Here is a 14,275-nt window from a genome sequence, read left to right on the forward strand (position 1 = left end):
CCGCAGCCTCAGATCGCCGCCACGGCCGTACGAGCCCCACGAAGCACCCGATCGCCCCCACCGAGCACACCACCTGCACCAGCGCCATCGGCACCGCCGTCTCCTCGCCCGCGATCCCCACCAGCGGTGAGGCGACCGCGCCGATCAGGAACGACGACGTACCGATCAGGGCCGAAGCCGACCCCGCCGCGTGCGGCGTACGCATCAGCCCCAGTGTGTTGGTGTTCGGCAGCGCAAGCCCCATCGCGGACATCAGCAAGAACAGCCCCGCCGCGACCGGCACCAGCCCCACCTCCCCGAACACCCCGGCCGTCATCAGCAGCAGCGCCACCGCGGCGACGACGATGACCGCGAGCCCGAAGCCCAGCACCCGGTCCATGCTGACCCGGCCCACCAGCACCTTGCCGTTGATCTGGCCGGTGGCGATCAGGCCGATGGAGTTGATGCCGAAGAGCAGGCTGAAGGTCTGCGGCGAGGCGCCGTAGATCTCCTGCACCACGAACGGCGAGGCCGAGACGTACGCGAACAGCGCCGCGAAGGCGAGTCCGCCGGCCAGGGTGTAGCCGGTGAAGACCCGGTCGGCGAGGAGCCCGCGCATCGTACGGAGCGCCGCGCCGACCCCGCCGCTGTGCCGCCGCTCCGGCGGCAGCGTCTCGTGCAGCCACTTCCACACGACGAGGGTGAGGACGACACCGATCACGGTCAGGACGACGAAGATGCCGCGCCAGTCCGTGAGGCGCAGCACCTGTCCGCCGATCACCGGCGCGACGATTGGTGCGACCCCGGAGATCAGCATCAGGGTGGAGAAGAAGCGGGCCATCTCGTCGCCGTCGTACAGATCGCGTACCACCGCGCGGGAGATGACGATGCCCGCCGCGCCCGCGAGGCCCTGCAACAGGCGGAAGGCGATGAGGAGTTCGGCGTTCGGGGCCAGCGCGCAGACCGCCGTGGCCAGGACGTACACGACCATGCCGAGCAGCAGCGGCCGGCGCCGGCCCCATTTGTCGCTCATCGGTCCGACGACGATCTGACCGAGGGCCATGCCCGCCAGACAGGCGGTGAGGGTGATCTGGACCGTGGCCGCGGGGGAGCTGAGCGAGCGGGTGACCTCCGGGAGGGCAGGGAGGTACATGTCCATGGAGAGCGGGGGCAGCGCGGTGAGCCCGCCGAGTACGAGGGTGACGAGCAGTCCGGCGCGGCGCGCGGCGGCGACGGGGGCAGGAGCCGGGGCGGGCGAGGGTGTGACCGGCTGGGCTTCGACCGGCTGGCCTGCGACCGGTTGGGCGGGCACGACGGGCGCGGCCGGCATCGGCGGCGCCGGCGCCGGAGTGCTCACCCACCCATCGGATGGTATGAGCCCTTCACTCCCTATATGTCCTTCGGTGGTCCGACCGCCGTCCGGCATTCCAGTCTCCATATCGTTGAATCCTTATCTATGCTCTCAGCTCAACCGGAACGGCCGAGACCTATTAAATGGGGCAGCGATGACAGCGGGACAGAGAGCACAAGAAGCGCGGGGGCGCGCTGTGCGCTGGGGTGTACTGGCCACCGGCGGAATCGCCGCCCGCTTCACGGCCGAGGTACGGGAACTGCCCGATGCGGAAGTCGTCGCCGTGGCCTCACGCTCCGAGGCGTCCGCGAAGGAGTTCGCCGGCCGGTTCGGCATTCCGCGCGCGTACGGCGAATGGGCCGGGCTCGTGAACGATCCGGAGGTGGATGTCGTCTATGTGGCGACGCCGCACTCCGCGCACCGGACCGCCGCCGGGCTCGCGCTGGCCGCCGGAAAGCCGGTGCTGTGCGAGAAGCCGTTCACTCTCAACGTGCGGGAGGCCGAGGAACTGGTCTCTCTCGCCCGGGAGCGCGGCCTCTTCCTGATGGAGGCCATGTGGACGTACTGCAACCCCGTGATCCGGCGTCTGCTCGAGATCATACGGGACGGTGCGATCGGCGACATCCGCACGATTCAGGCCGACTTCGGCTTCCCCGGCCCCGCCGACCCCACGCACCGCCTCCGCGACCCGGCCCTCGGCGGCGGCGCCCTGCTCGACCTGGGTGTTTACCCGATCTCCTTCGCGCATCTGCTGCTGGGCGAGCCCGACCGCGTACAGGCGGAGGCGCTGCTCTCACCGGAGGGTGTCGATCTCAACACGGGGATCCTGCTGGGCTGGGACTCCGGCGCCACCGCCCTTCTGAGCTGCTCCTTGACCTCCCCCACCCCGGTCACGGCGACCGTCTCGGGCACCACCGGCCGGATCGAGATCCCCTCCGGCTTCTTCTCGGCGGACCGCTTCACCCTCCACCGCCCGGACACGGAACCGGAGGAATTCACGGCGGACGGCGGTCTGTACGGCCTCCAGTACGAAGCGGCCGAGGTCATGCGCTGCCTGCGCTCCGGCGAAACGGAATCCCCCCTGGTCCCCCTGAACGGCACCCTGGCGGTCATGCGGACGCTGGACGCGGTACGGGACCGCGTCGGCGTCCGCTTCCCGGCGGACGGCGAGAGGCGCTAGGGCGTGTCTTCAAAGTAGCGTCGTCCGCCCGAAGGGCGGGCCCGGCGGCGTCTGGTGCGTGCGATCGCAAGGCGGAGGGTCATCCTCGTACTGGACGTACTTGGATGATCCCGACAACGCGGCGAGCGTGCGTGCCAGGCGTCGCCGGGCAGACGGGACTTTGAAGACACGCCCTAGGGCCTGTTGTCCGGCCTCGGCGGCCCCCTGCGTACGCCGGCGGCCCCCCGCGTACACCGGCAGACGCCGGCGACACCGACAAACGCCGCCCACGCGCATCGGCGGGGCGGCGCCTGTCAGCGGGCGGGAGGCCGCCGAAGTGGATCAGAGGGTCACACTAAGGTCATGCTGATCAGCTCTCCCAGCACCGTCCAGTGCTGGCGGGGCCCGGAGGGGTTGCACGACTCCACGTTGACTATGCGGGTTCTCGGGTAGTCGCTGGCCAGGCACATACCGGGGTTCACCGTCGAGGAAATCGCCTCGCCGTTGATCGTCCAACGCTGGCTGGAAGCGGAGGAGTTGCACCCCTCGACATTGACGATCCGGGATCTCGGATAGTCATTGGCCAGGCACATACCGGGGTTCACGGTCGACGAAATCAATTCCCCGACGATGGTCCAACGCTGGCTGGAAGCCGAGGAGTTGCACCCCTCGACATTGACGATCCGGGATCTCGGATAGTCATTGGCCAGGCACATGTTGCCGACGGCCGGGGCCGCTTCGACAGGTGTGACGGCCACGGCGGCGGCCGACGGCAGCGCGAAGGACGTCAGTGCGAGCAGGACAGGTACGAGGAGCTTTCGAAACACGTTAGCCACGAGGCGGAACCCTTCACGATCGGCAGATCCGCATCAGCCGGGACGTATCTGCTGGTCCTGTCGCGGCCAACGGATCTGGGTGATTACGGGCCCTGAATGGTTCCCCTCGTTCTTGAAGTCATATGCGCGCGATCAACTGCCGGCACCCACGCGCGAGGGGCCTGACCGACGCGCGAGGGGCCTGTGCGCCTGCGGAAGGATCTCAGGGCCCTTCCGGGACTCGCGGCCTGCGCGCGTACAGGAACTGGTGCTCCTCCGCCCCCATGCCGGGGAAGTCGGGATGGAAGACGCTGAGCTGGTTGTGGACGATCTCCAGTCCGGCCCCGCGCAGCCGCTCAGGGTAGACCTCCGCGGGGTAACTCGTGGCGCGGATGGTCTGCCCCATCCAGTCGTACGGCGCGTCGTCCACGTCCAGCGGAACGGCGGCGAGGACGAACAGGCCCCCGGGAGCGAGCCAGTTGGCGATCCGGCCGAACGTGACGTCCAGGTCGGCGCGCGGCATCTGGTGCAGCGAGAAGAACGCGGTGATGGCGTCCCAGGCCCCCGGGGTGTCGGGCAGGGCGCGCACGTCCGACAGTTCGAAGCGGGCGGCGGGCACCTGGGCGCGGGCCAGGTCCACCATGGTCTGCGAGACGTCGTACCCCGAGACGTGGTGCCCGGCGGCCGAGATCCGCTCCGCGGTCGGCCGCCCGGTGCCCGAGCCGATGTCCAGCACCTTGGCGCCTTCGGGCAGTTCGGCCAGCAGCCAGTCGATCGCCGCGAGCTGCTCGGGCAGGTGCGCGTACGTTTCCTCGTACGTCAGCCCCAGAGCGTCGAAGGGCCGGGCGGCCTCCTCCGAGCCGTCGACCTTGCCGCCCGTTACCGGTACGGCCGGTGGTTCCTGGGTCATCGCGCGAACTCCTGTTCCGCTGGGGAGGCATGGCGGTCGCCGCACCCGGGACATCACATTGTGGAATCGCCCCACCACATCTTGTAGTCAATAACGAGCCAGCGGAGCGTCCGCGGGCGGCGGTCGGGTAGCGTGCGGGCCATGTCGAGTCCCGAGTCGGACACGGTGGGGGCTTTCGGTCACGCCGTCAGCCCCCTGAACCACTGAGTTCGCAGCCCTGTCGTCGCGCCGCGTTCCGCGGCGGGACGGGACTGCCCCTGGGCTGGCCGCGGTGACGAGAAGACCCTCTCGTTCCTCTCCTCACCTCGGAGCCACTCGATGCCTCTTCCGCTGTATCTGCTTGCCGTGGCGGTCTTCGCCATGGGCACCTCGGAGTTCATGCTCGCCGGCCTGCTGCCGGACATCGCCTCAGATCTCGATGTCACCGTCGGGACCGCAGGCCTGCTCATCTCCGCCTTCGCGATCGGCATGATCGTCGGGGCGCCCCTGGTGGCCGCGCTGTCCCGCGACTGGCCCAGGCGCTCCAGTCTTCTCGCTTTCATCCTCACCTTCGCGGCAGCTCACGCGGTGGGCGCCGTCACCACGAGTTTCCCGGTCCTGTTCACCACCCGGGTCGTCGCCGCGCTCGCCAACTCGGGGTTCCTCGCCGTGGCTCTGACGGCTGCCGCCGCGCTGGTCCCGCCCGACAAGAAGGGACGCGCGCTGGCCGTACTGCTCTCGGGCACGACGGTGGCCACGATCGCCGGTGTTCCCGGTGGGTCGGTACTCGGCACATTGCTCGGCTGGCGGGCCACGTTCTGGGCTGTCGCCGTTCTCTGCCTGCCTGCGGCCTTCGGCATCCTGAGGGCGCTGCCGACGGGACGCGCGAAGGAGGACACGAAGGAGGAGGTGACCGGCGGGCCGGCCTTGCGCGTGGAACTGGCCCAGCTCGCGAGGCCGCGGCTGCTCGTGGTGATGCTGCTCGGCGCGCTGGTGAACGCGGCGACGTTCGGAAGCTTCACCTTCCTCGCGCCCGTTGTGACCGGCACCGCCGGCCTGGGCGAACTGTGGATCTCTGTCGTCCTGGTGCTCTTCGGTGCCGGTTCCTTCACGGGCGTCACCGTGTCCGGCCGGCTGTCCGACCGGCGTCCGGGACTGGTCGTCGCGGTCGGTGGTCCGCTGCTGCTCATCGGCTGGCCGGCCCTGGCGGTACTGGCCGACGAGCCGGCCGCCCTGTTCATCCTCGTATTCATGCAGGGCGCGCTCTCGTTCGCACTGGGCAGCACGCTGATCACGCGGGTCCTCTACGAGGCCGCGGGCGCCCCCGCCATGGCCGGCTCGTACGCGACGGCGGCACTCAACGTCGGCGCCGCCGTCGGCCCCCTAGTCGCCGCGACCACCCTCGGCACAGCGGCCGGGAACCTGGGTCCGCTGTGGACGAGCGGCCTGCTCGTCGCGATCACACTGCTGATCGCGTTCCCGCTCCGCGCCATGATCGCGACCGGCCGGAACACCGAGGTGCAGCCGTGAGTGCGTGCCGTTATTTCCACGCCGATCCGCTCCGGCGCCGTGGTACGTTGCAAAACTTTGCCCCGATCGGAAGGACCGCCATGGACGCCCCCTCCCCGCACAGCCGGTTCCTCGGCGACACGCTTCCCCGCATCCAGCAGGACGCACGAGTGACCGGTGTCGCCATCACGGGGTCGATCGCGACGGGACAGCCGGACATCTACTCCGATGTCGACCTGATCGTGATCATCGACGACGAGGCGTTCGGCGCGGTCATGGAGGAACGTCTCGCACTCATCGGCTCATGGACCGCGCTTGTGTCCGGATTCACCGGGGAGCACGTCGGCGAACCCCGCCTGGTCATCGCCCTCGTCGGGCCGCCTCTCCTCCACGTCGACTTCAAGTTCGTACGGGCCTCCGACTTCGCCGAGCGCGTCGAGGACCCGTACATCCTCTGGGACCGGCACGGCCGCCTGGCCGACTCCCTCGCGGAGCGTCCGCCGACGCCCCGGTCGCTCGACCTCCAGTGGATCGAGGACCGGTTCTGGACCTGGGTGCACTACGGTGCGACGAAGCTCGGCCGCGGTGAACTCTTCGAAGTCATCAGCCTCCTCAACCATCTGCGCGAGACCGTCCTGGGCCCCCTGGCGGCCCGCCGCGCGGGCGCGGCCCCCCGCGGTGTACGCCACCTCGAATCCATCGCGCCGGACGAGGCGCGCGATCTGCGGACGACCCTGTGCGGTTACGACCGGCGCGACGCCGGCCGGGCGCTCCTCGCCGCCGTCGAGCTCTACAGGCGATGGCTCGACGGCCGATGGCTCGAAGGGCGATGGCTCGACGACGCCGGAGCGACGATCGAACGCCGACGCCAAGCCGAAGAGCTCGCCGTGCGGTATCTCCACGACGTCATCGATCAATCGGCCGGACAAGAGGCGGGGTAGCCGACCGTCGGCCGCGCCGCTAAGGGCTGTCCCGTAATCGCTGGTGGGTCAGCGCGCGGCGTCAGATGGAGGGGGTGCCTCCCGTGCCGTTCAGGCTACGGGGGAGCATCGCAAGGCGGAGGGACGTCCCCATACTGGGCGTATGGGGATGTTCCGACAACGCGGCGAGGTGCCGTAGCTGTCGTCGCGCGCCCGCCATGGATTACGGGACAGCCCTTAGCGTCGCCGCGTGGATCAGGATGAACGGCTGCTGCACGCCTCGTCGTTCGGCGCGGCGGCGGCCGCGTACGCCGAACACCGCCCGGACTATGCGCGGGCCGCGGTGCGTTGGGCGCTTGAACCCGCGCCCGGCCCGCGCGTGCTCGACCTCGGCGCCGGGACCGGCAAGCTGACCGCCGCGACGGCCGCACTGGGTGCCGAGGTCGTCGCGGTCGAGCCCGACCCGGGGATGCTGGCCGAGCTGCGCCGCTCGCTGCCGGATGTCCGTGCGCTGGCGGGCAGTGCCGAGGCGATTCCGTTGCCGGACGCTTCCGTCGACGCGGTGCTGGCGGGCAACGCGATGCATTGGTTCGACATGGCCGTCGCGGGACCCGAGATCGCGCGGGTCCTCGCGCCCGGTGGCGTCCTGGCCGGCCTGTGGAACGTCATGGACGACGAGGTCGAGTGGGTCGCCGGGCTCGCCCGGGTCGGCGGGAGCGCGGCCGTCGGCCCGCGTGACACGCCCGCCGGCTGGCGCGCCGCGACGGCCGGCATGCACCTTCCGAAGACCGGCGTGGCCGCTGCCCGGTTCGGCTCGCCGGAGCAGGCCGAGTTCCCGCACGGGCAGCGCCGTACCGCCGACTCTCTCGTCGCGACCATCGCGACGCGCGCGGGGGTGCTGGTCATGCCGGAACAGGAGCGGGAGGCCACGCTGGGCCGGATCCGCGCTTTCCTCGCGAGCAGACCGGAGACCGCCCGCGGCGAGTTCACTCTCCCGATGCGGACCGGCGTACTGCGCGTCCGGCGGCTGTGAGGCACGACGAGCATCACGTCGGTCGACGCCTGAAGGCAACACCCGGGGGACACCCGGGGGCGACACCTGCTCGGGAGCAACGCCTGCTCGGTGGAGGCGACGCCTACGGTGTGCCGGAAAGCCGGACCGGTGTGCCGGGAAGCCTCACCGTCACGCGCAGACCGCCGGCGGGGCGGGGGACGAGATCAAGAGTCCCGTCGTGGGCGCGGACGATGCTGTGCACGATGGCCAGGCCCAGCCCGACGCCGGCGTGCTCGTCGGTGCGTACGCGTTCCGTTCCGCGCTGAAAGGGTTCCGTGAGGGTCGGTACCAGCTCCGGTGCGAGCCGGCGGCCCGTGTTCTCGACCCGCAGCACGCTCGCGTCGCCGTGCGCCTCGGTGTGGACCGTCACGGTGCCGTCGGCTGGAAGGTTGTGGACGATGGCGTTCTGGACGAGGTTCGTCACCATCCGCAGCAGAAGCTCCGCGGAGCCGCTGGTCCGGGCCGCCCCGCTGCTGACGTCGAGTGTGATCCGGCGCTGTTCGGCGAGGGTGAGCAGCGTTTCGGCGGCTTCTTCGGCGATGAGGGAGAGGTCGACGTTCTCGCGGGTGAAGTTTCCGCTGTCACCCCGGCTGAGCAGCAGGAGGGCCTCGGTGAGGTCGATCGCCCGCGTATTGACGGCGTCCAGGCGTTCGATGAGTTCGCCCCGGTCCCGCGTGGGGTCCTTGCGGGCGACGTCGAGGAGCGTACGCGAGATCGCCAGCGGGGTGCGCAGTTCATGGGAGGCGTTCGCGGCGAACCTCCGCTGCTCGGCGACATGGGACTCCAGTTGTCCGAGCATCGAGTCGAACGCGTCGGAGAGTTCACGGAATTCGTCCTGGCGGCCCTGCATGCCGATCCGGTGGGACAGCGACCCCTTCTCGGCCATCCGTGCCGCATCCGTGATCCGTGTGAGCGGTGCGAGCATCCGGCCGGCGAGGATCCAGCCTCCCAGGAGCCCGAACACGAGCAGGAGGGCCATCGCCACGGCCGCGGCGGGGGCGAAGGTGTGCACAAGGAGGTAGCGGTTGGGCGAGATCCCGAGCAGGCCCTTGGGGTTGTCGGGTACGTAGCGCAGCAGGAACACCCACACCACGGCCAGCAGGAGGGAGCCGGCGACGGCGAGGAATCCCGCGTAGCTGAGGGTGAGTTTCAGTCGGGCGCTGAACCTCAGGCGGCTACGCATGGGCACTGCCATGTGTGCTGCCGGGGCCGGTGGCGTCCCTGCCGGGGCCGGTGGCGTCCGTACCGATGTCGATCCGGTAGCCGACGCCGGGCACCGTGGCGATGATCCATGGTTCGCCGAGCCGTTTGCGCAGTGCGGAGACGGTGATGCGTACGGCGTTGGTGAGCGGGTCGGCGTTCTCGTCCCAGGCCCGTTCCAGCAGCTCTTCCGCGCTGACGACCCCGCCTTCCGCGGCGACGAGGACTTCCAGCACGGCAAACTGTTTACGGGTGAGCGCGACGTAGCGTCCGTCGCGGAAGACCTCCCGGCGGAAGGGGTCGACCCGCAGGCCCGCGATCTCGCGGACCGGCGGCCGGGCGTACGCGCGTCTGCGGTCGAGCGCTCTCAGCCGCAGGACGAGTTCCCGCAGCTCGAACGGTTTGGTCAGGTAGTCGTCGGCGCCGAGCCCGAACCCGGAGGCCTTGTCGTCGATCCGGTCGGCGGCGGTGAGCATGAGGATCGGGATACCGCTGCCGGAGGCGACGATGCGCCGGGCGACCTCGTCGCCGGAGGGGCCGGGGATGTCGCGGTCGAGGACCGCGAGGTCGTACGAGTTGACGCTGAGCAGTTCCAGGGCGGAGTCGCCGTCGCCCGCGATGTCGGCGGCGATGGCCTCCAGCCGCAGACCGTCACGGACGGCCTCGGCCAGGTAGGGCTCGTCCTCCACGATCAGTACGCGCATGTCCGAAGCCTAAGCAGCACAACATATCGCGGACGTATGCGAAGGCGGCCTGTACGAAGACACTCGCACCCCGGACACCGGACTCCGGACGGACGGCTCAGCCTGCCGCCGCCAACGCGGGGTGGGGCCGGTCCGACGGCGTCTCCGCCGTGGTGCGCCACCAGCGGCGCGACGCCAGCCCGGCCAGCAGTGCACCGGCGGCGTTGACCAGTACGTCGTCCACGGAGGACACCCGGTCCAGCCGCAGGACGTACTGCGCGGTTTCGACGAGGACGGAACAGCCCGCCCCGAGGACCAGGATCCGCGGCACGGACGCCAGCGCCGCGAACCGCATCGGCGCGAAGAACCCCAGCGCCGCGAAGAGCAGCAGATTGCCGACGATCCCGCCCGTCCCCATCGTGACCAGGTCCCGCAGCGGCACCAGGCTCACCCGGGCGGGCGCGGTGCCGGCCCCGGAGCCCGGCAACATGGTCATCCACACGCACGGCACCGTCCCGTGGACCATGCCCACCTCGGCCAGCGACATCCGCCATGCCGTTGTGACACCGACGGCACGCCGCCGACGCGCCAGAGCCCACACCACCAGCGCGGCCAACGGCAGTGTGAACACCGTGATGAACACCACGCCGTTGAACGTGTCGAAGCAGCCGTGCCACCGCCCGGCCATGCACCGCGGAGCGGACATCATGAGCGGCCGCCGCACAACAAACAGGACACCCACCAGCCCGAGGACCGCCAGACCAAGAAGCACGTTCCCACGCGCGCGGCGGGAAGGTGCTGACAGGGATGCGTTGTGGTTCACCCCCCCATTGCACCCGGAGCCCCGTTGCGCCAACGTATCCGATTTTCAATACACCCGCGATACACGGCCCCCGCAGCGCCAAGGAACGGCGGCCGAGCGGTGAGCCGGCCGCGCCGCGTCACAGGTATCCCGTCAGCCGACCGATCCGTCTCGCGGGACACCCATGTAGTAGTGACGCCTGTCAGGGTCTCGCTCCACGACCTCCAAGATGTCACTTGCGTAACTCACACAGTCAACGTCACCACCGGACACCAGCTCTCTATAGATGACCCAAATACCGTCCTGGATAAGCCTGATGCACCTCCCATAGAGACTGGGCTCCGCCGAATCAGCGCCCTCCTCACAACCAATAAACGAGCAAAGCAGCCAAAGAACCTCCCTCTTGTTCAGTACCTCCTTCTCGGCATCAACAAGCACGGCCATGGCCACCGCACAGACAGCAGGAGCGGACGGCATGAGGTTGGACTGGACAAATACATGATCATCCAGCGCCCGCACCGCACTTCTGGACTGCCCATCAATGGCCGCGTCAAGGATAGGGAGAAGATGCTGCGCCGATTGACCGCAGCCACACCGGATCGAATTCCAGTCGTGCCGCTGAATTTCCATGCGCACGAGATTCATGGCCTCGCAGTTGCCCCCTCTGTATTCCCTCTCCGCAAACGCACGTAGCGGAGGATCATATCGGCCGGCCTGCCGCGGAGCCTCAAGGAGCACCCGGCTGGTCCGCACCGGCCCCGCCCCGGCCGTAGCCGGGCGGGGCCCTCTGTTCGAGGCGCGGTCATCGGCTCACGGCCTCAGCAACCAACAGCCAGCCGCACAGCCCCATCACCGCCCGCACCCCTACGCCGGCTTCAAGCCCGGCCTCCCCGCCTCCGTCACGAACGACGCCGCCGTCGCAATCGGCGCCCCCGGTGTCGTCACCGCGTTCACCGTCTTGAAGTCCGCCCGCGCCCGCGCCGCCGTCAGGGACACCGTCACATACCCCCGACGCCCGTTGTAGAACTTCATGTGCGGGTTGGCCGCCATGAACGTCGCCCAGTTGGACGGGCGTTCCGTCCCGTCCTTGCCGCTGGAGATCGACGTCGCCACGATCTCCGTGCCCAGCGTCCGCGAAGCCGCGTCGTTCCAGTCCTTCTTGATGTCGTACGCGTACGCCGTGTGCACGTCGCCCGTCAGCACCATGAAGTTCTTGATCCCCGCCGCCTCCACCCCCCTCAACAGCCGTTGCCGCGACGCCGGATACCCGTCCCACGAGTCCATCGACAGCTTGAAGTCCGGGGTCGTGAGATTGCGCCGCTGCGAGAAGGTGACCTGCTGCGGTACGACGTTCCAGGTCGCCGCCGACTTCTTCCAGCCGTCCAGCAGCCACCGCTCCTGCGCCCCGCCCGTCAGCGTGCGCGACGGGTCCTCCGACTCCGGCCCCGGCGTCTGCCACCCGTCGCCGTACGCCTGGTCCGAGCGGTACTGCCGGGTGTCCAGGATGTCGAACTGCGCGAGCCGCCCGAACTCCAGCCGCCGGTACAGCCGCATGTCCGCGCCCTGCGGCCGCTGCGGCGCGCGCAGCGGCTGGTTCTCCCAGTACGCGCGGTACGCCGAGGCCCTGCGCAGCAGGAACTCCTCCGGCGGCACATCGTTCTCCGGGATGTCCCCCGCGTAGTTGTTCTCGGTCTCGTGGTCGTCCCACGTCACCACGAACGGGTGCGCCGCGTGCGCCGCCCGCAGGTCGGCGTCCGACTTGTAGAGGCCGTACCGCAGCCGGTAGTCCTCCAGCGTCGTCGTCTCCCGGTTGAAGTGCGCGGGAAGCTGGAGGTCGGTGTAGTTGCGGGAGCCGCCGACCGCGTTCACGGCGTACTCGTACAGATAGTCGCCGAGGTGGAAGACCACGTCCAGGTCCTCCTTGGCGAGGTGCCCGTACGCGGTGAAGTACCCGTCGTGGTACGCCTGGCACGAGACGGCCGCGAACTTCAGCGAGCCCGGCTTCGCGGAAGGCGCGGGAGCGGTACGGGTACGGCCCACCGGGCTGATCCAACTACCCGCGCGGAAGCGGAAGTAGTACACCCGGCCCGCCGCCAGCCCCGGTACCTCGACATGCACACTGTGGTCGAACTCGGGGTGCGCGTCCGCGTTCCCGCTCTTCACGATCTTGGCGAAGCGGGCGTCCTGCGCCACCTCCCACCGTACGGAAACCCTGTTGCGCGGCAGCCCGCTGCCCGGCTCGTACGGCCGCGGCGCCAGCCTGGTCCAGAGCAGTACGGTGTCGGGGCGCGGGTCGCCCGAGGCGACGCCGAGCGTGAAGGGGTCCTCGTCGATCTTCCGTCCGTCCAGCTCCGCCGCGCCCGCGACGCCCGCGGCCGGCAGATTGACGGAGAAGGCGAGCGCGGCGGCGGCAGCGGTACCGGTGAGGAACCGGCGCCTGCCGAGATGAGCCGCTGCTGCTCTCAGTTCGGCTGCATGGTCTTTCCGGTGGTGAACGGGTGTCATGTGCCCCTCCCCTGACGGCGGCTGTCACTGACTCACTGGCAATTGCAGTCGGGAGCGGCGGCGCCCTGCTGTCACGTACACAACATGCGTATGGCGGAGTGATGAGAACCGTGTGCTCACTGTGTCCGCCGTACGCGCCACGTTCATACCTCACGTACGCTCCGCCACATGGACGCCATGCGGAATTTCAACACCATCCGGGGAACGGCGGAATCAGCGAACGCGGAGGTGGGTACGGCGGCGGTCACGCCGGGCTCCTCGGCCCGTACGGTACGGACGGCCGTCGTGACCGGCGCCGGTTCCGGTATCGGCCGGGCGGTCTCGCTCGCGCTCGCCGCCGCGGGATGGACGGTCGTACTGGCCGGCCGCCGTACGGAAACCCTGGAGGAGACGGCGGCGGCGATGAGCGTCGAGGCACGCGTGCAGGCGCTGCCCGTACGGACGGACGTGTCCCAACCGGACGACGTGACACGCCTGTTCGCTACGGTGAACGAACGGTACGGTCGGCTCGACCTGCTCTTCAACAACGCGGGCACCTTCGGCCCAGGCGGCACCGCACTGGAAGATCTGCCGCTCTCGGCCTGGCAGAAGGTGGTGGACACGAATCTGACGGGCGCGTTCCTGTGCGCGCAGGCCGCGTTCCGTCTGATGAAGGCTCAGAAGCCGCAGGGCGGCCGGATCATCAACAACGGTTCCATCTCCGCCCACACCCCGAGGCCCGACTCGGTCGCCTACACCGCCACCAAGCACGCCCTCACCGGTCTCACCAAGTCCCTCTCCCTGGACGGCCGCCCGTACCGCATCGCCTGCGGCCAGATCGACATCGGCAACGCGGCGACGGACATGACCGCGCGCATGCGGCAGGGCGTGAAGCAGGCGAACGGCGAACTGACGGTGGAGCCGGTGATGGACGTGACGGACGTGGCCACGACGGTGTTGCACATGGCCGGACTCCCGCTGGAGGCGAACGTCCAGTTCGCGACGGTGCTGGCGACGGCCATGCCGTATGTCGGAAGGGGCTGAGCAGCCCTACGCGGCGAGCAGCCCTACGCGGACGCGGCGGACCGCTGCCCGGTCACCTGCGGCAGCGGGTGTACCGGGGCCGTCGGGTACGCGACCGGGGCGCCGCCGGCCAGTCGCGACCGGGGCAGCCACATGCTCAGGATCAGGCTCGTACGGTCGAACACCTTCTCCGCGCCCAGCACGGCCGGGAGGAACCGCCCCATGGACACGGTCTGCTCCAGAGCGCTGACAGAGCGCGAGGCGACGACGGCCGGCTCGGCACCCGCCGGCTCGGCACCCGCCGGGTCGGCACCGGCCAGGTCGGCACCCGCAGGCTCGGCGCCGACCGTGTCCTGTCGGCCCTGTCGCCCACCCGCGTTCCAGCCGTCCCCGTGCCCGTCCCCCTG

13 protein-coding genes and 1 pseudogene are annotated in these 14,275 nt (G+C 69.8%); 5 read left to right on the forward strand and 9 right to left on the reverse strand.

The genetic code is table 11. The features are described 5' to 3' along the window. Positions 1-1,405 (reverse strand): Bcr/CflA family multidrug efflux MFS transporter (locus WH07_RS25185; protein WP_232789055.1); only part of this gene is annotated, 1,405 nt, incomplete at its 3' end. 79 nt (positions 1,406-1,484) lie between these two features. On the opposite strand from WH07_RS25185, the gene WH07_RS25190 reads away from it, so the two are divergent. Next, the gene (locus tag WH07_RS25190; RefSeq protein WP_046504411.1) at positions 1,485-2,510 is read left to right on the forward strand and encodes a Gfo/Idh/MocA family protein; all 1,026 of its coding nucleotides are present in this window, start codon (positions 1,485-1,487) and stop codon (positions 2,508-2,510) included. A 329-nt stretch (positions 2,511-2,839) separates the two neighbouring features. On the opposite strand, the gene WH07_RS25195 is transcribed toward WH07_RS25190, so the two are convergent. Beyond that, on the reverse strand, positions 2,840-3,325 hold the full coding sequence (locus WH07_RS25195) for an RICIN domain-containing protein (protein ID WP_046504416.1): 486 nt from the start codon (positions 3,323-3,325) through the stop codon (positions 2,840-2,842). A 202-nt stretch (positions 3,326-3,527) separates the two neighbouring features. Continuing rightward, positions 3,528-4,214, reverse strand: coding sequence for a class I SAM-dependent methyltransferase (locus WH07_RS25200; protein WP_046504419.1), 687 nt, complete (start codon positions 4,212-4,214; stop codon positions 3,528-3,530). Between the two features lie 318 nt (positions 4,215-4,532). Between WH07_RS25200 and WH07_RS25205 the strand changes: the two genes are divergently transcribed. From WH07_RS25205 to WH07_RS25215, 3 genes are all read left to right on the forward strand, one after another. After that, a complete protein-coding gene (locus tag WH07_RS25205; RefSeq protein WP_046504422.1) occupies positions 4,533-5,723 on the forward strand; it encodes a Cmx/CmrA family chloramphenicol efflux MFS transporter in 1,191 nt (396 codons plus the stop codon). Positions 5,724-5,803: 80 nt separating this feature from the next. Then, entirely contained in the window at positions 5,804-6,643 is an 840-nt protein-coding gene (locus WH07_RS25210; protein WP_046504425.1) for a nucleotidyltransferase domain-containing protein, read from the forward strand. A 229-nt stretch (positions 6,644-6,872) separates the two neighbouring features. Continuing rightward, the gene (locus WH07_RS25215) at positions 6,873-7,655 is read left to right on the forward strand and encodes a class I SAM-dependent methyltransferase (protein ID WP_046504428.1); all 783 of its coding nucleotides are present in this window, start codon (positions 6,873-6,875) and stop codon (positions 7,653-7,655) included. Positions 7,656-7,758: 103 nt separating this feature from the next. On the opposite strand, the gene WH07_RS25220 is transcribed toward WH07_RS25215, so the two are convergent. From WH07_RS25220 to WH07_RS25240, 5 genes are all read right to left on the reverse strand, one after another. Further along, positions 7,759-8,859 carry a sensor histidine kinase gene (locus WH07_RS25220; protein ID WP_046504431.1) on the reverse strand — a complete coding sequence of 367 codons (1,101 nt, stop codon included), beginning with the start codon at positions 8,857-8,859 and terminating at the stop codon, positions 7,759-7,761. Beyond that, complete coding sequence (locus tag WH07_RS25225; RefSeq protein ID WP_046504435.1) at positions 8,852-9,580, reverse strand: response regulator transcription factor; 729 nt, start codon at positions 9,578-9,580, stop codon at positions 8,852-8,854. The genes WH07_RS25220 and WH07_RS25225 overlap by 8 nt, the downstream gene beginning before the upstream one ends. Positions 9,581-9,677: 97 nt before the next feature. Then, positions 9,678-10,382, reverse strand: a complete 705-nt coding sequence (locus WH07_RS25230; protein WP_046504438.1) for a VanZ family protein — start codon at positions 10,380-10,382, stop codon at positions 9,678-9,680. A gap of 132 nt (positions 10,383-10,514) precedes the next feature. Continuing rightward, the gene (locus WH07_RS25235; RefSeq protein WP_157877430.1) at positions 10,515-11,099 is read right to left on the reverse strand and encodes a hypothetical protein; all 585 of its coding nucleotides are present in this window, start codon (positions 11,097-11,099) and stop codon (positions 10,515-10,517) included. 126 nt (positions 11,100-11,225) lie between these two features. Further along, entirely contained in the window at positions 11,226-12,866 is a 1,641-nt protein-coding gene (locus WH07_RS25240; RefSeq protein WP_046504443.1) for an alkaline phosphatase D family protein, read from the reverse strand. Between the two features lie 168 nt (positions 12,867-13,034). Here WH07_RS25240 and WH07_RS25245 point away from each other — a divergent pair, with 168 nt between their 5' ends. Beyond that, positions 13,035-13,889, forward strand: a complete 855-nt coding sequence (locus WH07_RS25245; protein WP_408645929.1) for an SDR family oxidoreductase — start codon at positions 13,035-13,037, stop codon at positions 13,887-13,889. Positions 13,890-13,912: 23 nt separating this feature from the next. Here the strand turns inward: WH07_RS25245 and WH07_RS25250 are convergent. Further along, positions 13,913-14,275, reverse strand: a pseudogene (locus WH07_RS25250) (hypothetical protein); the annotation flags it as partial.

The organism is Streptomyces odonnellii (assembly GCF_000981895.1).
Classification (GTDB): Bacteria; Actinomycetota; Actinomycetes; order Streptomycetales; family Streptomycetaceae; genus Streptomyces; species Streptomyces odonnellii.